The organism is Streptomyces sp. ADMS (genome assembly GCF_033441795.1).
Taxonomy (GTDB): Bacteria; Actinomycetota; Actinomycetes; order Streptomycetales; family Streptomycetaceae; genus Streptomyces.
Window position 1 is genome coordinate 15680 of sequence record NZ_JAVFVX010000080.1, and the last position, 20816, is coordinate 36495.

At 68.9% G+C, this 20816-nt stretch carries 14 protein-coding genes; 10 read left to right on the forward strand and 4 right to left on the reverse strand.

Annotated elements, in window-relative coordinates; translation table 11 throughout:
• Positions 1–89 precede the first annotated feature (89 nt).
• The 8 genes from RB628_RS28490 to RB628_RS28525 all read left to right on the forward strand — a co-directional run bounded on the left by RB628_RS28490 (position 90) and on the right by RB628_RS28525 (position 13786).
• Entirely contained in the window at positions 90–1049 is a 960-nt protein-coding gene (locus tag RB628_RS28490) for an alpha/beta hydrolase (protein ID WP_318323391.1), read from the forward strand.
• 23 nt (positions 1050–1072) lie between these two features.
• A complete protein-coding gene (locus RB628_RS28495; protein ID WP_318323392.1) occupies positions 1073–1951 on the forward strand; it encodes a hypothetical protein in 879 nt (292 codons plus the stop codon).
• 5 nt (positions 1952–1956) lie between these two features.
• Positions 1957–3216: a DNA cytosine methyltransferase gene (locus tag RB628_RS28500; RefSeq protein ID WP_318323405.1), complete on the forward strand. Its 1260-nt coding sequence runs from the start codon at positions 1957–1959 to the stop codon at positions 3214–3216.
• Positions 3216–4337: a DnaB-like helicase N-terminal domain-containing protein gene (locus RB628_RS28505; RefSeq protein WP_318323393.1), complete on the forward strand. Its 1122-nt coding sequence runs from the start codon at positions 3216–3218 to the stop codon at positions 4335–4337. The genes RB628_RS28500 and RB628_RS28505 overlap by 1 nt, the downstream gene beginning before the upstream one ends.
• A gap of 63 nt (positions 4338–4400) precedes the next feature.
• Positions 4401–5756, forward strand: a complete 1356-nt coding sequence (locus RB628_RS28510; protein ID WP_318323394.1) for a DUF317 domain-containing protein — start codon at positions 4401–4403, stop codon at positions 5754–5756.
• A 1105-nt stretch (positions 5757–6861) separates the two neighbouring features.
• Positions 6862–10395, forward strand: a complete 3534-nt coding sequence (locus tag RB628_RS28515; protein ID WP_318323395.1) for a hypothetical protein — start codon at positions 6862–6864, stop codon at positions 10393–10395.
• Between the two features lie 289 nt (positions 10396–10684).
• Complete coding sequence (locus RB628_RS28520) at positions 10685–11695, forward strand: hypothetical protein (protein WP_318323396.1); 1011 nt, start codon at positions 10685–10687, stop codon at positions 11693–11695.
• Positions 11696–12424: 729 nt separating this feature from the next.
• Positions 12425–13786, forward strand: coding sequence for a hypothetical protein (locus RB628_RS28525; RefSeq protein WP_318323397.1), 1362 nt, complete (start codon positions 12425–12427; stop codon positions 13784–13786).
• 163 nt (positions 13787–13949) lie between these two features.
• Here the strand turns inward: RB628_RS28525 and RB628_RS28530 are convergent, their stop codons facing one another.
• On the reverse strand, positions 13950–14840 hold the full coding sequence (locus RB628_RS28530; RefSeq protein WP_318323398.1) for a DUF5655 domain-containing protein: 891 nt from the start codon (positions 14838–14840) through the stop codon (positions 13950–13952).
• Between the two features lie 573 nt (positions 14841–15413).
• Positions 15414–16484, reverse strand: a complete 1071-nt coding sequence (locus RB628_RS28535; RefSeq protein WP_318323399.1) for a zinc-dependent alcohol dehydrogenase family protein — start codon at positions 16482–16484, stop codon at positions 15414–15416.
• 440 nt (positions 16485–16924) lie between these two features.
• Between RB628_RS28535 and RB628_RS28540 the strand changes: the two genes are divergently transcribed.
• Positions 16925–17509 (forward strand): hypothetical protein, encoded by a 585-nt coding sequence (locus RB628_RS28540; RefSeq protein WP_318323400.1) that lies wholly within the window; start codon positions 16925–16927, stop codon positions 17507–17509.
• Positions 17510–17741: 232 nt separating this feature from the next.
• Positions 17742–18407, forward strand: coding sequence for a DUF4389 domain-containing protein (locus tag RB628_RS28545; RefSeq protein WP_318323401.1), 666 nt, complete (start codon positions 17742–17744; stop codon positions 18405–18407).
• A gap of 243 nt (positions 18408–18650) precedes the next feature.
• Here RB628_RS28545 and RB628_RS28550 read toward each other — a convergent pair whose 3' ends face one another.
• Together RB628_RS28550 and RB628_RS28555 are read right to left on the reverse strand one after the other, a co-directional pair.
• Complete coding sequence (locus RB628_RS28550; RefSeq protein ID WP_318323402.1) at positions 18651–19160, reverse strand: flavodoxin domain-containing protein; 510 nt, start codon at positions 19158–19160, stop codon at positions 18651–18653.
• A 79-nt stretch (positions 19161–19239) separates the two neighbouring features.
• On the reverse strand, positions 19240–20816 hold a 1577-nt coding region (locus RB628_RS28555), incomplete at its 5' end, for an acetate--CoA ligase family protein (protein WP_318323403.1).

Consider the following 20816-nt stretch of genomic DNA (forward strand, 5'->3'; position numbering starts at 1 on the left):
CAAGCGCAGTGCGGTGTCCAACAGCTGTCTCCGCCGCCCCCAGCGCACGGCTGCCCCTCCAGCGATCCCACCTTCCGGAGTCCACGCCCATGTCCCATCCGCCTTCTGTCACGGAGGTGTTGTCCGTCTCCGCCGCGGACGGCACACCCCTGGCCGTCTACCGCGATACGCCTGTGCGCCCGCGTCGCGACGGCGCGACGGTCGTCCTCGTGCACGGCGCGTCCGTCACCGCCGACCTGTGGCGTCTGCACACCCGGCACCTGACCGGTCTGGGCCTGGGCGTCCTGCGCTACGACCAGCGCGCGCACGGCCACACCTCCCGAGGCCGGGCACCTCTGACGGTCGAACAGCTCACCGACGACCTGCACCAGATCCTGACCCGCCTCGTCCCCACCGGACCGCTCGTGCTCGCCGGCCACTCCCTGGGCGCCCTGGTCCTGCAGGAACTCACCGCCCTGCACCCCGAGCACCTGACCCAAGTACGGGGCATGGTGCTGCTGTCTCCCACCGCACGCGGTGCGACGGTGCTGCCCGGCCGCGGCCCGTGCGCCTGGCTGCTGGCCGCCGGGCGCAGCCTCGCTGCCCTGACCTGCGCCCACGCACCTCGCGCGGTGGATCTCCTGCGCCGACGGCTGCCCCCCACGCACGCCCACAGCCTCGCCCCACGCCCCAACCGGTCGGCCGACGGGCCACCGCCGTGCCGCCACGGCATCCGCCACACCGCGACCGGTGATCTCGCCACCCTGTGGCAGTCCCTGCGCGACTACAAGCCGCGCGACCTCACCGTCCTTAGCCAGCTCGGCGGCCGGCTGCTGCTCATGGCGGGAATCGACGACCGGCACATCCCCGCCGCCCACACCAAGCAGCTGGCCGCCCACCTCCCGGCCGCCGCACTGGACGTCCTCCCCCGCACCACACACGCCTTGCCCATCCGCCACGCCGCCCTCATCAGCGCCCGCATCGCCCGCCTCGCCGCCGAACCGGGCCGGCCCCATCACCCCCAGGACCAGTCATTTCCAAACTCCCCGCTTTCCATGCGATTTCACTAGGCGCCGGAATTCAATCCAGCACCATGCTCGCCCTGTCCGCCGAAGGCATCCTCCCCAAGGTCGACTACGCCATTTTCGCCGACACCGGCTGGGAACCCAACGCCGTCTATTCCCACCTCGACCGCCTCGAACAGGAAATCGCCACCCCTGCAGGCATACCCGTCCTGCGCGTCACCGCGGGAAACATCCGAGACGACGCCCTAGATCCCGAGCACCGCTTCGCGTCCATGCCGCTGTACATCCTCAACCAGGACGGGAAACAGGGAATGACCAGGCGCCAGTGCACCGGGGAATATAAAATACAACCGATCAAGAAAAAGGTCCGAGAACTCCTCGGATACCCCTACCCCCAGCGCATCCCCAAGGACATATTCGTCGAACAGTGGGTCGGCATCTCGACGGATGAATTCCACCGGGCCAAGGACGCCGACGTCAAGTACATGCGCAACCGGCATCCACTCATAGACCTCGGATGGTCACGCGCAGACTGCATCCGCTATTTGACCTATATCGGCCTGGCAGACACGCCGAAATCGAGCTGCCTCGGCTGTCCATTTCACGGAAACGCGCAGTGGAGAAATATCCGGGACAGCAGTCCGGCGGAATGGGCGGACGTGGTCGCGTTCGACGCAGCCATCCGCCAGGGCAACGCCCGCGCGAACGCCTCCGGGAACCGGCTGCTGGGCCAGGCTTTCCTGCACCGCTCCCGCGTCCCACTCGACCAGGCCCCCATCGACCACGTCACCGCCGCGGAGTGGGCTGCGCGCCAGCAGGAACTCGACGACGGTGCCGTCATGGTGGAGGAGCTGGAGAACGGCGTGGTCGACGGCTGCTCTCCCTGGGCCTGCCGCGGAGCCTCCGAGCACGAGCCGGTGCAGGACGACTTCGGACTGGCCTCGTGAGGCGGATCATCCTCGATCTGTTCGCCGGGCCCGGCGGCTGGAGCCACGCCCTCACCGTCCTCGGCGCGCGGGACATCGGCCTGGAATGGGACGAGTGGGCCTGCAAGACCCGGGCCATGGCGGGGCAGTTGACGATCCGGACCGACGTCGCCCGCTATCCGACGTGGATCTTCCCCGGCCGCATCCTCGGACTCATCGCCTCCCCGCCGTGCCAGGCATGGAGCATGGCCGGCAAGCGGCTCGGCCTGGTCGACCAGCCGCTCGTCCACCAGGCCGTCGCCGACCTCGCGGCCGGACGCGACACCCGCGAGCAGCTGCTCGCCGCGTGCGCGGACGAGCGCTCTCTCCTAGCGGCCGAGCCCATGCGCTACCTGCACGCCCTGAACACCGTGGGCGAGCCCGAGTGGGTGGCCATGGAAGAGGTCCCCGACGTTCTGCCGTTGTGGAAGCAGTACGCGGCCATCCTGCGCGCTTGGGGCTTCTCGGTGTGGGTCGGCATTCTCAACGCCGCTGACTACGGTGTCCCGCAGACCAGGCGGAGGGCGATCTTGCTCGCCTCTCGCGTACGGACCGCCGAGCCCCCACCCCCCACGCACGCACAACTGGCCGAGCCGGAAAGCCTGTTCGGGCCCGGCCGCGCCCGCTGGGTGTCCATGGCGGAGGCCCTCGGCTGGGGCGCCACCGACCGGCCCGTGCCCACGGTGTGCGCGGGCGGCGGACCAGGCGGAGGCCCAGAGCCCTTCCCCTCCGGCTCCCGCAAGACCCTCACTGACGCACGCGCCCGCGGCACCTGGGCACCCCGCCCCGACTCCGAGATCGTCCCGGCCTCCCGGCGAGAGGGCTCCGGCTGGACCGCCCGGCACGGCGCCCGCGACAACCGCCCCGCAGACGCTCCAGCCCCCACGTTCGCTGCCAAGGCGCACCGCTGGTCGTGGTCGCTTCGCAGCAACAACCAGACCAACGCCACCATCCGCCGGTCCGACGAACCCGCCGGCACGCTCTTCTTCGGCCACCGAGCCAACGAGTGCACCTGGGTCGCCGAACCCACCGTCGAGGCAGCGGGGTCGGCACCGGAGCCGATCAAGATCACCGCCCGAGAAGCGGGCGTGCTGCAGAGCTTCCCCGCCGGCTATCCGTGGCAAGGCAACAAGGGCCAGATGTTCTCGCAGATCGGCAACGCCGTCCCCCCTCGCCTTGCCGCACACCTGCTCGCCCCGCACCTCAACATGCCCTTCAACCCTGCTGACTTCGCTCTCGCCGCCTGATGCCCTACACCCCCGATCCCCATGACGACGACCTCGACCGCGTCCCGGCGCCGAAGCCCGTGCACTACGCCGAGCAGGCCCTGCTCGGCGCCCTCCTCCTCGATCCTGCGCGTCTGGCCGACACCGAGCCGCTGATCGCCCACCACTTCGACAGCCACACCCACGCCGCGTTGTTCACCGCGATCCGCACGCTCCCGCCGCCCGACCCCGCCGCCCACACCAAGGACACCGCCTGGCTCAACGCGGTGCTGGACCACGCCCGTCCTCACGCTCGCGGCCTGAGCGCCTCCTACCTCCACGCCCTCATCCAGTTCTGCCCGCAGCCCAGGCACGCTGCGGCATACGCCAGGATGATCCGCGCCGACAACGCCCGCCGGATTCTGCGCGGGCACGCCGAGCGCCTCGCGTCCACCGCAACCGACCCGGGCCTGCCCAACCCGGTAGCCGCGACGCTCGGCCTGGCCGACGACATCGGCCGCGTCCTGGATTCCCTCGCCGAACAGTTCGCCCCGCACCCCGGCTCCTTCCCCCGCACGGCACTCCCCCCGGATGTCCCACGGCAGGCCGGTGAGGAAGACCTCGACGAAGAGCGCCTCCTCCTGGCGACCGCCACCGCCTATCCGGCAGAGGTCCAGCAGATGCGGTGGCTGACCGAGGCGGACTTCCTGCTGCCGCTGCACGCCGCGCTCTGGCAGTCCATCACGGCGCTGGTCCACCGCGGCGACATGGTCGACCCGGTCACCGTCCTCGGCGAGGCCCAGCACCGCGGGCTGCTCACCGACTCCCTCACCCCCAAAGACCTGATGGCCCTGGTCTCCACGCCCGCCGGCTCCCCCGAGTACTGGGGCGAGAGAATCCTCCGGCGCGCCCTCCTCGCCCGCGCCCGCGCGGTTGCCGACCGGATCACCGCCTACACCGACGACACCGCGAACACCCCCCACCAGCTCATCACCGGCAGCCGCCGCGCCGTGGCCGAGCTCAACTCCCTGCGCACCCGCTGGAACCGGGCCACAGCTCCAGCCCCCTCGCCCGCCACCCGGCCCTCGGTACGCCCCGCCCCGGCCCCCCGGGCCGGTCCGCCCAACCGGCCGGCCTTCGCCTCCGCACGCGCCCACCGATGACCTCAATCACCGGACCCGGCCAACCCACCAGCCGGGACCGAACCCGAATCGAGCCCCACCTCCATGTCCGACCACCCGATCGACGCACATGTCCGCTTCGACACCCACCCCGCCCACGCCAGTGCCGTGACCGCCACCCTCACCGGCACCCACCACCGCGCCGCCCAGGCCCTCCTGGCCGCCCGCGGCTTCGAGAACCTCGACGACCACACCATGGTCCTGGCCCGGATCGATCACGAAGAGCCCTACTGGGCCCACCAGGCCACCCACGCCCTGCACGCCGAAGGCATCACCACGGAGATCACACCCCGGCTGCGTGAAGCCATCGGCGAGGAATGGACCTGGGCGAACTACCCCATGCACTGGCTGACCCGCGCCGAGGTACGGGAGGTCTCCAACGCAGCCCAGACCATCTACGACGACATCCGCCACGGCCGGCTCATCATCCACGCCCATGCCCACGACGGCTGGACCACCGTCGCCATCGGCACCTACCTCGACGGAGGGACGGTCGCCCTGCACGGCGAGAACCACCTGCGCTCCATCGCCGACAGACTCGAATCCCCCGCACAGGCCCTCGCCTCCTTCCAACGCCTCCACGGCGACGCTGTACGCCCCGGACCCGCACCCATGACCGACATCGAACAGCAGACCGCCCAGGCACGCACCAGCCTCCGTTCACCCGACACGGCGCAAGCCCCCGCTGCCCCGCGTATCGAGAGGGTCCCCTCCTACGAAGCCGACCCTGGCGATCACGAAGCCCTGCTGAACGACTTCTTCACCGAGAACAACGACTGGGAGAAGCACCGCACCTGGTACGACAACACCACCATCGCCAACCACGAGTCACTGACCCTGCGCATCCTCTTCGACCACGAGGCCGGCCCCCGGAACGCGACATGGACGCTTGCCGTCTACGAGAGCCCGGTCAGCGAACGCATGTGGCACATGGCCCTCACCTCCACCGTCCCCGCACCGGTCCTGGGTACCCTGCTGTCCGCCCTCGCCACCGAAGACGCCCAGGACACCGCCCTGGGCACCCCCATCGAGACGACCGTCACCGAGGTTGTCCGGCCGCTCGCGGACGTCGGCTGGACGTCCTCCGTGGACGGACGCTGGATGCGCTGGACCACCGAACAAGGCGAGGTCGGCGTCCAGTTCGACGCCTTCGCCGCCCACGACCCCCAACTCCTCGACACCTGGACCCTCTGGGCCGGCCCCAGCATCAACCACCCCACCTGGACCATACGCGCCTCTGCCTACACCCCTGCGGGCTTCCTCTCCGCCCTTACTGGAGAACTCGCCCATGGCATCGGCACTCGCCGCACCGTCTCCCGCACCACGGCGCCCTCCCGGCAGCGCACCGCCGCGCTCCAGCCGGCCGCACCCCAGCCCCACCCGTCAGCATCCCGACGCTGACCAGCTCACGCACCGGCGTATTCCGCCAGCACCACGTCCCTGGTCCCGGAAACGGGCCAGGGACTGTCCACAACGGATAGCAGGCAAAGCCGTCCACCCGAACTTCCGCCCATTCCCCATTCGTTGACTGCCTGTCGCCAATTCCCGTAAGACAGCTGCCCCAGGGGCATGCAGCTCTTATGATGGCCCCTGGTGTATCGGCCCGTTCACGCTCTCCCTCACACGCCCCGGCAACAAGGCCAGGGCTCCACGCGAGACCACGAGAGAGGTAGGACATGCCGGAACGCCTACAGGGTCAGGCAGATCACGAAAGACAGACGGCTGGGTTAAGCCGACGGCTCGCGGACATCCTCCGCAGCCGCTGGTGCCAAGCAGCAGGAACGGCCGCCGTAACGACGGTCGTCACGGTGCTGACCAACAAGCTCGTCAGCCTCCTCTGACCCCTTCCCGGATGTTCCAATCATCCGGGAAGGGGAGGCCAGAGAATCGCGGCTGCCTGCCAAGCGCAGTGCCCATGCCTTCGGGTATGGGCACTGCCCACTGTGGGTTCCCCGCCAGGGCAGCGCGTATAACTTGACTCTTAAGGCCCTACATTGCACGGGAAAAAAGAAGTAAGCAATACCTCCTCGGCAACAGGCGGAGCCCGAGCCTGCCACCAACCTGCACCCGGCCGCCCAGGACCCCTTGGCCTAAACCCCGCGCCAGCGCCCAAAAGAATCCGCGGCAGAACCGACAGCCGTTTCACGTGACAACACCAGGATCCTCAATGCCCGGCCCGTCGCTCGGGCCCAGGTGCCGAACGTCCGCAGGACCGACCGGGAGGAACTGGCCATGGCCCCACAAGAGCAGGGCGTGGCAACACCAAGAGACCGACGGACGGCGGACGGTGAGTGCGGCACCCGCCGCACTCCACATCAACCCTGGCCGTGGCCGCGAACGAAACGGGTAGCTCCAGGCATCCGGGCTCGCTACCGTGCCCGACGTGGATTCCCGTGAGCTTGAACCGGCCCGACCTTCGGCAGACGACACTGCTCTACTGGCTGAGGATTCTCTGCTCTCAGAACGCCTGCGAGGTCTCGGCTCGGAAGGCGAGGGTGACCTGGCCTTGGGCCTGCTGCGCGACGCCCACGACATGCTCTGTCATCCCGATCGCTACCACCAGCCGTATGTGATCGCGCAGGCCACCTGCCGCACTGCGATCGAGTGCCTCATGAACCTCGGCGGCACCAACCACAAGGCACTGTTGGCGGCGCGCAACGACCTCAAGAAGGCGCTCAAGCAGATCTTCCAGCCGGACGGCGCGCGCAAGGTCACCAAGCCTCTGGATCGCCTACTCGCCGACCTGGACACACTCTCCGCGTATCCCGACGAGCTACCCGCCGACAGTGACCTGAACAAGGCGCTGGTCTCGTTGCACCGCTCCCGCACCCGCTACCGGGCCGCGCTGCCTAGCCCCGCGCCACACGCGGAGGCGCTGAGACGGGTTGTCGACGCGCTGGACGAACTGGAGCAGGTACCGGCGCACCTCACCGGGCAGCAGCCCCTCTCCGTGGCGCTGCGGGAACTCCACGCAGTTCGCGTCGCCCCAGGCTTCCGCCAGGACGCGGTCCTTGATCGGCAGTTGGCAGCGGTGGGCGCCGCGTACGCGCGCCTGTTGGACATGGAAAACGACCAAGGGTCACAGCGCATCCAGCAGGTCACTGCACTGGTCCGGGAGCTGACTGGCCGGGAGCCCGGAGCTGGTGAACTCAAGGCGTTCAAGGCATGGTCCGACTACTACCAGAGCGGTTCCAAGATCATTCATGCGGCAACCCGTACCGGGGCGTCGGATGCGGTAAAGCTGCTGCACGACGTCCTCATGGCGATCCGTGAACTTGTCTTCACCCTGCCGGACCAGGCTGCCCGCTGGGTGGCGCTCGCCGCCGTCACCTCACCCACCGCCGAACAGGTGCAGGAGGTCAACCAATTGCACCATCCGTCGGCCACGCCGTACCTGTTCAGCAGGTTCACCGGGTGGGAGTGGCTGGAGAAGCTCTCTCCCGCGCGCCTCCTGCCGGAAGCCGACCGCTGGCCGGCCGCACCGTACTTCCAGCACCTGGCCACCGAGGACCCGGCCCGCCTGACGCAGTGGCTCCAGCCGCACCTGGACGAGATCAGCGAGAACGGACTCCGGTCCGCTGCAAGGCTGATGTGGCTCTGCCGGTACCTGACCGGGCACGCCACGCCACTGGTCGCACGCATCGTCCAGCAGCAGGGGGTCGACGGCCTGCGCATCGAGGTGCTCTTCTGGGCGCTGGATGTCGACCTCCAGCAGCGCGACACGCAGTGGGTAGATCTGGTCAGACAGGTACTGGTTGCCGGCGCCGGGACGTCCCCGATCGATTCGTGGGACATCGGCAGCGGCCTGGAGCAGCTTCAGGAGACGGCCCGCGCCACCGCACCGCTGGCCGCCACGGTGGGCAACGCCTTGATCGACGTGCTGTCCGCCCATCTCGCGGTTGACAGGACCCGCGGCGATCTGCAGATCAGGGACGACCTGCGCTCTCCCGGCCTCTCGGGAAGCCGCGCGCTGACCGGTGCCTGGCTGGCCGCCGCGGCCTGCCTGGAGGTCGCACGCGCCCAGCGTGACCGGGGTGTCGACCTGGCAGCGCGAACAAGCGCATGGACTCCTGACGCCCTGGGCGGGTGGGAGCGTGACCGGTTGATGGCCGTTCATCTGCTGGACGTCGCCGACGACGAGCCCGACGACGCACAGTGGTGGGCGGCGGCCTTCAGTGTTCTCGCCCGGCTCGACGCCATGCCGGTGCCCACCGCCGACGTTGCCGCGTTCGTCCGAACGGTCGTCGAGAAGTGCGGGCCGGAACACCAGGACGATCTCGCTGCGGCCTTGCGCGACGGGTTCGGACCGGTCCCCGACGCCGCCGCCCTCCAAGCGGCACGTGCAGAGCTCGACGACCGCGACAACCGGTTCGCGCGAGTGCTCGACGCACTTGAGTCGGGGGGCGACTTCCCGGAGTGGAAGTCGCAGGTGCCCTCTGTGTGGCGGACCATCTGGGCACTGTCCGGAATGCTGCCCGCCGCCGCCCTGACGCCCTGGCAGCCCGTGGTCGATCTGCTGACCGAGTACTTCGGGCCGCCGCACACCATCAGCGAACCAGTGATCTCAGTTATTGCTCTTCCGGACGACGACGCGGAAGCCGCAGCCGAGTTCCGCACCCTGTGCGAACAGCACGGCCCTATCCACGGGGCAGCCGTGCTCGCCTCGCGGCCCCCCACACCAGGTAACTACTTCGAGCGCACCGAGTTCAGGCTGCTGGAGGAGGCGGTCTACGCCGACGCCGATGCATGGGCCGCCGACATCGGCGCCGTCGTGGAAGCGCTCGGCACGTTCGACCTGCGCACCGTCTTCCTCGGCGCAATCAGTACGGCCCGCCAGGCCGCCGGACTCACCGACCCCCAAGGCCCGCGCGCCGCAGCTGCCACCACCGCCGCCTGGCAGCTGATCACTCAGCTGCGTGGGGGCATCGGCAGCGCCGATCCCGACCTCGATGAACGGGCACGCCGCACCACCTGCCAACTCCTCAAAGACGCCTGGTCCCTCGGCATCGATCCTGGCCTCGACGAGACCGAGGCCATCACGTGGCTCGTGGCCTCCGCCCGGGAGTGGAGCCAGCCCACCCAGAAACCGGAGGATCCCTACGTCACCGCCACGGCGACGTCCGGGGGCATGGCGCTGGTTTCCCTCGTCCAGTGGGCCGTGTACCGGGCCGCGTCCGACGGCGAGCTGCCGACGGCCGCCGCCGATTTGATGACCGAGATCCTCACCGAGCGTGCCGACGACCGGGCTCTGGCCGTCATTGGCGCCGCGCTGACCCAGCTGCGCCTGTACGCCGAGCCGTGGTACACCGCCCACCAGGACACCCTCCTCGATATCACTTCCGGCAACGCCCCCGTCCGGTCGTGGCTGCTGTACCTGCAACGACTCTCCGCCCACGACTGCGCCGTGCTCGGCGACATCGACCCCGCCAAGACCACGTGCTATCTGCGCACAACCGCCCCGCAGCCGATCTTCAACCGGTTCGCGATGACGCTGCTTCACTCCCCGGAGACACTCGATCTGGCCTTCCTTGCCGATCTGTCCGACGGCAACGGCGGCCCCGAAGCCGTGTCGAAGCTACTGGGAGACATCGCCCGAGCACTCCCCGCCGACCCCAGCGAACACAGCCTGCACACACGCGGACTGGCACTCTGGGAGCAGGTCCTGGACCTTGCGGCCGGCACCCCCGGCGGCCACCTGCGCGGAGCCGGGCACTTCGCCTTCGCCGAAGGTCTCTACCACGCTCAATGGCTACACCACACACTGCGCACAGTCACAATCAACCCTGACGTGAGCTTTCCCGACCGCGTCGCGGACCGCGCCGCGCGTACCCCACACTCTCCCGACACCCGCGAGATCCTCACGAAGCTACTGCCCCTGGTCAGCAGGCCCGAAAACCGTGACGACTACCGGATGCCCGTCATCGTTCAGCACGCCCAAACCGTCCTGCATGCCTCCGAGCCCGGCAGCCAGGGCCGATCAGCACTCGGACAGGCTCTCGCGCTGCACGCCGATGACGTGGAAGCCGCCTCGGCCGACTGACTCCCGCAGTTCCCGCGCTGATCTCCGTCCATGGCAGAAGATCCGATAGAGGTTAGGCCCAGGCGTTCGCCCCTATCCTCCTTCCAGGTGATCGCTGCCCAGGAACGTGCCGGGACAGCGCCGGAGACTGCCGCGTCATCTACGATGCAACCGCGGCTCGACCACCGCTCCCCGGAGAACGATTCGGCCCTGATCTCCAGGCTCGGGTGAACCGGTCATCCACCGAACCTCCGCGCATCCCACCGGATCTCGATTCCGTACGTCCTGGGCCGAGGCGTGCAGGAGACCCATGAGCGCACTGCACCAAGACGCTGCCCTGCTCGGCGAGAGCGTCCAACAGGCCCGCCAGGCGGTCGATGCGCTACAAACCGGTGAATCCCCGATCCCGGCAGCGGCGTCATCGGCCCAACGGCTCCTTGAGGCCCGCGTGTTCGTCGCACTCCTGGAGTTCCGCAACGTCTGCACCCGCTACCCCCTGGGGGTCACCGCGGTCCACCCTGAGCCAGACGGCATCGCCCTCGGTGTGGAGAGCGAGGAACGAGCGGCTGAAATCCTCTTCAACCTCCTGCCGTCCTACGTCTCCGATCACGAAGTACACGGCGTCCCCGGCCTGCGCATCACACACCGGGACCGGACCGCGATCGAACTACAGGTCCCGGGAGAGCCGGCCCGCCTGCGGCTGACCGGGCTCCCGTCCACCGTCTGGCGCGCCGCCGAAGCACGAGCGCTCTCCCAGTGGATCGACCCGGACAGCATGCAGTTGTGCTGGCGTTCCTCGCCGCGTACCTGGACGTCGGCGGAGCAGGCGCACCGCGCTCATTGGGAAGACACCAATGACCACTACGTACAGGTGATACGGCGCGGGGCCTGGCTGGGCAGCGGTCTGCTCCGGCGCGCTGCTCTCCTCCACACCGTCGCCAACCCCTTCATGGCCGACGGCCATCGCGGCGCGGCCTTCGACGTAGCACGGTTGGTCCTGCGGTCTTCCCATGCCCGCGAGCAGGTACCGGGGCCGCACAACATCGTGGCGGCCCTGGTGGACCCCGTATGCGGTCTACCGCTCCTCCTCAAGAGGTTCCGCGGAGACACCGACGAGAACTTCGGCCGCGACCAGCAGTTCGTCCTCCAAGACGCCGACAAGACGGCCGTACTCGACCTCCGGGCCACGGTGGAGCGACCTCCCTCCAGCCTTGCGCCCGAACTCTGGCAAGCCATCGTCCGCCGCATGCCCCGCGCGGGATTCACCAGTGGCCTGTCCCCAAGCGTCCTCGCCGGCTTCTGCGGCCTGGGAGCACCCTAGGGATCAGCAGTCGCCAGTCACCCCGCCGGCTTCGCCGGTCCACGGAGCGGAGCCGCACTGGCTGACCGCGTGAACCAGTCAGCTGCCTTGCTCCGCCCCCGTTTGAGCCGACCGGCCGTAATCCTTTCGGGGCGGCATTCCTTCATCTCGCACTCCGAGGTTGCATGAGCAGAGGCCGGTACGGTTCCGTTCTTCCTACCTGGCTGTGCGAGGCGGCCAGTTCCGGGTGCCACGAACCGACCCTGACGCCGACGGACAACACCTCCTCGCGTATTGCCCGCACACAGCCTTAGATTCTGATCTTCACGCGCCTTCTGCCGGGTCGGGGCGGAAAATAAGGAGAGCGTGATGCTCATCGAGCAGTACATCGTCGATGTCCGACGCCAGCTCACTGGCGAGTCCCTGGCAGCAACACGGCGCCGCCTGGGCGAACTTCGGGACTGGTCCGAGCCGCTGCCTGTCGCCACGGCCGACGACCAGGCACGGCTGGAATCCCACCTGCAAGCCCTCGGCGAGGGACAAGGCCGCCGACACTTGGGTATCAGTGAAGTCGCCCCCTACGCCGACCACGTGGTGCTACGCCTGGAGTCGGCTCAGCCTCTCGCCTTGCTGCTGCCTCTGCTTCCCTACCGGGACAGGCGCAGGTCCCGGCACGGCGTCCTGGACCTGCGGGCCTTCGCCGGTCGCCGGGGTATCGAGCTGCTCCTGGGCAGGACTGGCGCCGGACGCGTGACCCTTCTGGGCCCTCAGGGCTGTGATCTCGCCGCCGCACTGGAGGCGCACCGCGAAGCGGTGGAGGGCCGGCAGCACGTCCCGTTGTGGACCAAAGACACCCCGCACGATCCAATGCCTCGGCCCTGGCGCCCCAGCCGCACCACGCAAACGAGGAGCAAGGCGGCCAAGCCCGTGGACCCGCATGCCGTGCGACCCGGCCTGGCCAGTGCGCTGCTGCGCCGCCTGTTTGTGTGGGAGTCGATGGCCGCCGGCAGCAAGGTGACGTTCACCAGCGAGCCGCATGAGTCGGGCCTGAGGTGGACGGTGCGGCGATGCCTGACGCAGCACGCCCGTCTGCACGATGGCAACGTAGCCACGGCACTCGCCGAGTCGGTAGCTGGGCCGGGGCTGACAGCGGACCTCGACGGACACCTCTGCAGCCAGCGGCAATGCGTCCAGACCTTCGACTCGGGCCGCCTGACAGTCGAAACGGTGTACAGCGAGGACGCCCGCCCCGCTCGGCGCCCGGGCCGCGCCCGCGCTCACGTCCTTGCGACGTTCCTCAGCGAACGCTCCCCCTCAGCAGACGCAGGCTGTGAGGGCCGCACCGGGCACGTCCTCCAGCTGATCGATCCCTGGGGAGACGGCCCGCTGGACACCGCCGAGCAGCTCGCCGCTGCGTGGGCTCACCAGGGCCTCAACACGCTGGTACTCAGGGCGGACAGCAGCCGGAGCCAGGACGGAAGCGCGACAGCCGCGTGGCAACGCGCACGATTGACCGGCGGTGCCGGCGCCATGTTCAAAGGCAAGACCAACTACGTGCACGGCGACCTCGAAGCAGACATCACCCGGGCACGCGCGGCATTCGACCACATCATCATGGTCAAATGCCATTGGGTGGACCTGCCCCTGCTGGCATTCTCCCCTCTGGCCGATGACCACCTCATCGTCACCGACGGACACTTTCCGAGAACAACCAAAAGCACCACGGTGCACGCCGGGGAACTTCAGCGCCGCACCATCGCACTTACTCCTGCTGAGTCCGCAGTCGCCTGGCTTCACCAACGCCTGGCGAGAGTCCCCTTCGCCGATGTCCCCATGACCGGCCTGCTCCTTCGGTGCGCACACGATCAGCACGACCCGGATTCTTTCGACGCCACGGTGGACATGGAACTGGCTCGCCACGGGATGCCGGTGCTGGGCAGGCTCCCACAGCCACCTCGCCGCGGTCCGCACCGAACCGTGCTGGACCATCTCCCCGACGAGCAGCGAGCGTTCGTGATCCAGCAGAGCGCCCGAATCCGCAAGGGCCTTGGACCCGCACGCGCGGACACAACGGTGTTCCTCGCAGCCCTGCGTGAGTACGCCGAGCTCTGAGAGGGCGGCAATATGGCGGTGGATCCCCGGTTACCGAAACCGGGGATCCACCGAATACTTATAGCTCCACCGCCACTCCCTGACCGCCACGTCGAAAGGCAGCATCACGACCAACCACAACTTCATCTGGGAAGCCCACATGGCCATGGGGGCCATTGCTCTTTCACGCCGCGGCGTAGCTCAGCCGGAACAGGTCCTGGGCGCGCTCCAGGTCCCGCTCGGTGCGCAGCTGCACCTCCAGGTCGCCCGTGCCATGGTGGCCGAGCCCTGTCACGTCCCGGGTAAAGCCGGGCGCCAGATCCACTGCCATCGGATCCGCCTTCAGGTAGACCAGCACCTTGGTCTGCTGGGGCGGGATGAGGCATGCGAAGTTCCGCAGCCGCTGATAGGCCCGGTACTGCTTACGCTGCACCCGGGTGACGCCGTTCCCGAGGCCGACGAGGACCTCGTCGACCGCGGCAGCCAGCTCGGCCATCGCACCGCCCTGGTGCCGAACCGGCGACGCCCCGGTCACGCGGCGGCGTACCCGCTTGGTCTCAGCCGAGTGCCCCGTGACCGAGGCCACCGTCTCAAGGCCGAAGTGGTCGCTGCCGAAGTACCGGTAGCGCACCAGGTCGATCGAGCGCCGGTGCTCACGTACGGCGTGCACGTCGTAGCGCGTGAAGTCGCCGGCCACACAGATCAGCCGCGGTGCGCTCCACAGGATCTGGGACGCGGCCGTCACCCCGAACCGGTCGCGGACCAGACTCCGAAAGGCGTCCTTGTGGCTCATCAGCCAGGCCATATAAAAGAGGCCCTGATTGATGACACCGGCATCCGTGCCGCGCTTGTACTCGACGATCACGGGTGCGAAATTCTTGTCGACCCCCAGCGAGTCGATGCGCCCACCATCGACACAGTTGATGACGTACTCGCTCGCCAGGAACCGCACGCCCAGCATCGTCTCCATGTGCGCCTCGATGAGGTCCTGCACATCCGCCTCGACGTCAGCAAGACGCGGCATTACCTCCGTCACGCCGATATTCGTCGTGTGGAACAGCTTCAGGCCCGACACCTTCCCCTCCTCGGCTCGAAGATCGAGAACACCGGCGAGGGGCACGTTTGTTTCCGCGATCACCTTCGAGCGCGTGAAGATGGTGTGAGAGGCTGCGTCCGGGCCACTGGGATGCACTGGCGTCCCACCAGTCCCATGGGTGGCCTAATCCCACATACATCCCACAAAACGACTGACGGGATGGGCTGTCCGGAGGCGAACGACTTCTCGATGTCGGCTGACATCGCGGTGCGTACGACGCCAGGGTGGACGAACAAGCGACCGTCCCCACACCGACCTTCACACTCCGAGCTGAGAGGAACTCCTCCTGGTCTCCCACACCGCCACCGAGCAGGAGATCCACGCGGCGTTCCAGTGACAGCCGTGGAACCCCCGGGCTGAGCCACCGGTTTCCAGGAAGGCCCGGCGCGGCGGGAAACACCGGCGGCGAACGCGTGCCCGGCGGCCCACCGCCGGCGGACCGCGTCCTCGTGCTCGCTCTGCTCCGCCGCCAGATCGGCCCGTGCAAGGCCGTCGCGCAGCCGCAGGGCAGTGCCGCCGCAGCGCACGGCCGCGGGCCTTCACTTCCTCCTGTCATGACGCACGGATCGTCAGGGCATCGTGCTGCTCCCCGCCGAGAACGACCTTGAGCGCACCGGTGTCGCCGGCCCGTGAGAAGACGTCGTACGCCTCTTCCATACGGTCCTGCGGGAAAGTATGGGTGACCATGGACGCCGCAGTCAGACGACCGGCGGCCAGCATGCGCAGCAGCATGGGAGTGGAGTGCGTGTCGACCAGGCCGGTGGTGATCGTCACGTTCTTGATCCACAGGTCTTCGAGGTGCAGTGTCGCGGGCTTGCCGTGCACGCCGATGTTGGCCACATGCCCGCCGGGCCGCACCATGCGCGTGCACGTCTCGAAACTTTCCGGCACCCCGACCGCTTCGATGACCACGTCGGCTCCGAGTCCTTCGGTGAGGTCGGCGACCAGCTGCTCGGCTTCTTCGCCCGCGGCGGCCACGGCATCGGCACCTAGGCGCTTCGCGGCCTCCAGCCGGGACGGCGCGAGGTCCACGGCAATGATCTTCTCGGGCGTGTACAGCCGGGCGGTGGCAATCGCGGCGAGCCCGATGGGTCCCGCTCCGACCACGGCGACGGTGTCTCCGGGCCGTACACGTCCGTTCTGCACACCCACCTCGTAGGCGGTGGGGAAGATGTCGGCCAGCAGGACGGCGTCCTTGCTGTCCACCGCACCGGGAAGCGGGTACACGGACAGATCAGCGTGCGGCACGCGGACGTACTCGGCCTGGGTGCCGTTGATCAGATGGCCGAGGATCCAGCCTCCGCCGCCGCGGCACTGTCCGTATGCCCCCTCCCGGCAGAAACGGCAGCGGCCGCACGCCGTGATGCACGAGACCAGGACGCGGTCTCCGGGGCGGACACTGCGCACGTCACTGCCCACCTCGACGACCTCGCCGACGGCTTCATGCCCGAGCACCGTGCCGGGGCGTACCTCCGGCACATCGCCCTTGAGGATGTGCAGGTCGGTCCCGCAGATGGTCACGGCGTCGACCCGGACGATCGCGTCGGTGGCCTCCTGGAGGCCGGGGTCCTCGGTCTCCTCCCAGGCGGACTCGCCGGAGCCGTGGAACACGAGTGCTTTCATGACGATCCCTTCCTGCACCTTCCGGGTGCTGGTCGCGGGGTGCAACAGCGACCGGGGCCCGCACGCGCGGACACCCGTTGCCCCTGGGAACCACCGGCGTCGTTGATGGCGGGACGCCGCTGCGGCCGCCTTCGAACGGAGTGACCTCGTCTTTCCAGCCTGCCTCTGACGGCCGCCGTCCGCAGGGGCAGACGGGTCCACATCGCCTGAGCGGACGGGGCCCTTCGGACCGAGCGACCCACCGCACCGTGCACTACGGCAGCTTCGTCGTGCTCGGTTATGGCGGCCCCGGCTACCGCTTGCGCAGTGGGGCTAAACCTCCCAAGGCTGGACGTGAGGGGTGCACCGGACGGCCCGAGGATGCCGTCAGGTCGGCCCCAGCCGCCGCTCGTTCCCGGTTGTCACCTTCCTGCCGGGGGCGACGAGGAGGTGCGGGTCCCATGCGCAAGGCAAAGGGAACGAGGCAGAGGTGGTGGCGTTGGCGGCGCAATCCGTTGCGCCGCCACGCGGACATCGTCGAAGCCTGGATCGTCCTGGCCGTCTGGACGGTCATCGTGCTGGGCGGCACTCTCGTCGGCCTGGTGACGGCCCACGCGGCCGATGAGTCCTTCGCGCAACTGCGGCGCGAGCGCCACTCGGTTCCAGCCGTCCTCGTGGAAGGCACGGCCGAAGCGGTACCGACGGCGAAAGGTGCGGCATCCGAGCGGGTCCGGGCACAAGTCCGATGGACGGCGTCGGACGGTTCCATTCGTACAGGCCGGACCCTGGTCGACTCCGGGCATCGGGCCGGATCGAAGGTCGTAATCTGGCTGAACAGCCGCGGGCAGCTCACCACAGAGCCGCCGACCGCGGGCGCGGCGGCCTTCGAAGCGGCCCTGTTCGGCACCGGGGCCGCGCTCACCTTCGGTGGCCTGACATACGCCGCCGGACGCCTCGCGCAGTGGCGGCTCGACCAGGTGCGTTGCGAACAATGGGGCCGTGAGTGGGACCAGGCCGGACCGCAGTGGGGGCGTAAGGCCACATGATGCGGATATGGGCGCGGCTGCTGCGGACCGACCACCCCGGGTGAGCCCAGTGCGGCCCTGCTCGACACCGTCGCCCCGTCTCCGCGCAGGCGTACCGCGAGCTGGCGGCTGCGTATGCCGACAGGCCACCGCAATGGACCCACCTGCCCTCGCGGGGTAGGGCGGAAGCAGCCAGGCTGGTCATATGAGCCCGCCCGGCGACGCACACGCCGGGGGGAGGGAGCTGATCACCATGACGACGCCGGTGGGATTTCACGACCGCCCGGTCCGGGTGAACGCGCACATCGACTCGCCACTGTCCCGATGGCTGTGGCTCGTGAAGTGGATCCTCGCCATTCCGCACTACGTGGTGCTGTTCTTCCTCTGGATCGCTTTCACCGTGGTGACCGTGATCGCGTTCTTCGCCATCCTGTTCACCGAGCGCTATCCCCGCGCCCTGTTCGACTTCAACCTAGGAGTATTGCGCTGGAGTTGGCGGGTCTCGTACTACTCGTACGACGCCCTGGGCACCGACCGGTACCCCCCGTTCAGCCTGGGCGAGGAACCGGACTACCCGGCACGGCTGGACATCGCCTACCCGGAGCGGCTCTCCCGCGGCCTGGTGCTGGTGAAGTGGTGGCTCCTGGCCATCCCGCACTACATGGTCATCGGCTTCTTCCTCGGCGGTGCCCACCTCGGCTGGTGGTCCGGTGGCCTGATCGCCCTGCTGACCGTCATCGCGGCCGTGATCCTGGCCTTCACCGAGAAGTACCCGAAAGATCTCTTCGACCTGATCATCGGCCTCAACCGATGGGTCCTGCGAGTCACCGCGTACGCCGCTCTGATGACGGACAAGTACCCACCGTTCCGCCTGGACCTGGGCGGCTCGGAGACGGCCACTCCGGAAGAGCGGGCGTAATCGCCGCGCCAGTGGCCGCACTCCCCGATCGTGCACGGGCTGGGCACCCCGATGTTCGGACGGCGCCCGCACCGTCTCCAAACCACCGCCCTTCGGCGCCGGACGCTAGAGAGTCCTGGACGGTACCCACGAGTCCAGACAGTGACCAGGGCCAAGGCGCTCGGCACCGGGTTCGTATTTTTTTCCTCCAGTCCCTCGTCATCAGGCGAGGGACTGGAGGCCGGCGACTGCCAGATGTCCGATTCAGGTCCTGGGCAACTCCTTCACCAGTTCGCTGCCGATGCGCGCTGCCCACGCCTCTATCTGATCGAAGTCGCGGAAGTCCCCGCCCTTCCCGGAGGAGACGATCTTCCGGGCGATGAATCCCTTCGCTCCCTCTTCGAGGCAACCGCCGAACGTGACGTGTTCCTGGACGTCGAGGCGGATCATGGCGCGGCGTACGCCGGGAACAGGTGGGATGTCGCGTTCCGAGGCCGAAGCGTCGAGCGGACCGCTGCTGAAGAACCACAGCGGACGCCGGGACAGTTCGCGGGCGTGCCGCCGGACGAAGCGGCGCGCGTCTTTGTGCCATCGTCCCGCGTACAGGCCGCCGCCGACCACCACGGCGTCGTACGATCCCAAGTTCGTCACGGACCGGGCGGGCATCGCCTCGACCGTCGCTCCCTCCTTACGCAGGACATCGGCGATGGCCTCCGCGATCTGCGCGGTCGACCCGTTCGTCGTCCCGTAGGCGATCAGCACCTTGTTCAGCATGACGGTCCGCCTCCTCTCGTAGCCTTCGTAGTCATTCCTCATGCAAGCTTGTCGACCACCGCTTCATGTGCGTTCCTCCTCAGCGCAGTCGACGCAGATAGGGGTCCTGGGCCCGACGCGGCAGCAGGCGTACACGTGCGTCGAGCACGGTGACCTCGCCGGGTGTCGCCAGGACGGGGTTGAAGTCGGCTTCGACGAGCTGCGGCAGGTCGCTCGCCATCCGCGACAGGCGCAGGAGCAGCTGTTCGAGCCCTTCGAGGTCGACCGGTCGGCCGCCGTGCGTGCCGAACAGCAGCGGAGCGCAGCGCGGTGCGGTGATCAGGTCGTGCACATCGTGGTCGGTCAGCGGCGCGAGCCGTGCGGCATGGTCAGCGAGGACCTCGGTCGCGGTGCCGCCGAGCCCGAAGAGGACGAGCGGGCCGAAGACTTGGTCCTGCACGACGCCCGCGAACAGTTCGGTGCCGCGCGCGGCGAGCGGCTGGACCACCACTCCGGTCATGAGCCCGGCGAATCGGGTCTCGAAGTCCCGGAAGGCGGCCCGCACTTGGGTGTCGCCCTGGAGATCGAGATGAACGGCGCGCTGTTCACTCTTGTGGAGCAGGCCCGGCCAGTGTGCCTTCAGGACCACCCGGCCATCGGCACCGCGCAGCCGCTCGGCGGCGATGGCGGCGTCGTCCTCGGTCTCGGCCCAGGCCCAGGGCAGTTGCGGGATGCTGTAGCAGGCGAGCTGTTCGGCGCAGGTGCGCGGGTCGAGCCAGCCGCCGTCCGCGTGCGCGGTCAGGTACGCCTCGGCGACCGCGTGCGCGCGGGCCGTATCGACCTGGACCAGTGTCGGGATCGTCCCCTCCGGGCGGCTCAGCCACGCCGAACGGCGGGTCGCGTGCGCCAACGCTCTTGCCGCCGATCCGGGTTCGGCGTACGAGGGGATGGTGCCGCCGTCCGTGGCGGGCAGCAGCCTGACGGGCAGGTCCTGTTCGAGCCGTACCGCGACGACCGGCCGTGCCTGGGGCCCGGGAGCGTCGGTGAGGGCCCGGATCAGGTCGTCACCGGTCGCCTCGGCGACTGCGGTGGGAACAAGGGCCAGGAGTACGGCATCGATGCCCGGATGCCGCCTGATCCGGTCCACGCACTCCCTGAGCTGCTCCTCCGTAACGGCGGCGGTGGCATCCAAGGGGTTGCCGACGGCGGCTCCGTCGGGCAACACGTCAAGCAAGGTGTCCATAGTCTCGGGGGTGAGAGGCGGCAGGTCGAGCCCGGCCTCGGCGCAGGCGTCGGCGGCCAGGACGCCCGCGCCGCCCGCATTGGTGACGATCGCGACTCGGCTTCCTGCCGGGAGTGGCTGGGAGTGCATCAGAGCCGCCGTTTCGAGGAGTTCGCCCACCGACCGAGTGGCAGTGATGCCGGCCTGGGTGAACAGGGCCTGGCGCGTCATGGTCCGCGTGGCGGCGGCCGCGGTGTGGGAGGCGGCGGCACGCCGGCCCGCGTCGGTGCGGCCGGCATCGACGGTCAGCACCGGCATCCGGCGGGTCACGCGCCGGGCAGTGCGGGAGAACGCCCGCGGGTTGCCGAACGATTCCAGGTGCAGCAGGGCGAGGTCGGTACGGCCGTCGCTCTCCCACCACTGGAGCATGTCGTTGCCGCTGACGTCGTACTTGT

Coding starts and splice junctions, on each gene's coding strand:
- RB628_RS28490 (WP_318323391.1), top strand. CDS start 90: ATGTCCCATCCGCCTTCTGTCACGGAGGTGTTGTCCGTCTCCGCCGCG.
- RB628_RS28495 (WP_318323392.1), top strand. CDS start 1,073: ATGCTCGCCCTGTCCGCCGAAGGCATCCTCCCCAAGGTCGACTACGCC.
- RB628_RS28505 (WP_318323393.1), top strand. CDS start 3,216: ATGCCCTACACCCCCGATCCCCATGACGACGACCTCGACCGCGTCCCG.
- RB628_RS28510 (WP_318323394.1), top strand. CDS start 4,401: ATGTCCGACCACCCGATCGACGCACATGTCCGCTTCGACACCCACCCC.
- RB628_RS28520 (WP_318323396.1), top strand. CDS start 10,685: ATGAGCGCACTGCACCAAGACGCTGCCCTGCTCGGCGAGAGCGTCCAA.
- RB628_RS28535 (WP_318323399.1), bottom strand. CDS start 16,484: ATGAAAGCACTCGTGTTCCACGGCTCCGGCGAGTCCGCCTGGGAGGAG.
- RB628_RS28540 (WP_318323400.1), top strand. CDS start 16,925: ATGCGCAAGGCAAAGGGAACGAGGCAGAGGTGGTGGCGTTGGCGGCGC.
- RB628_RS28545 (WP_318323401.1), top strand. CDS start 17,742: ATGACGACGCCGGTGGGATTTCACGACCGCCCGGTCCGGGTGAACGCG.
- RB628_RS28550 (WP_318323402.1), bottom strand. CDS start 19,160: ATGCTGAACAAGGTGCTGATCGCCTACGGGACGACGAACGGGTCGACC.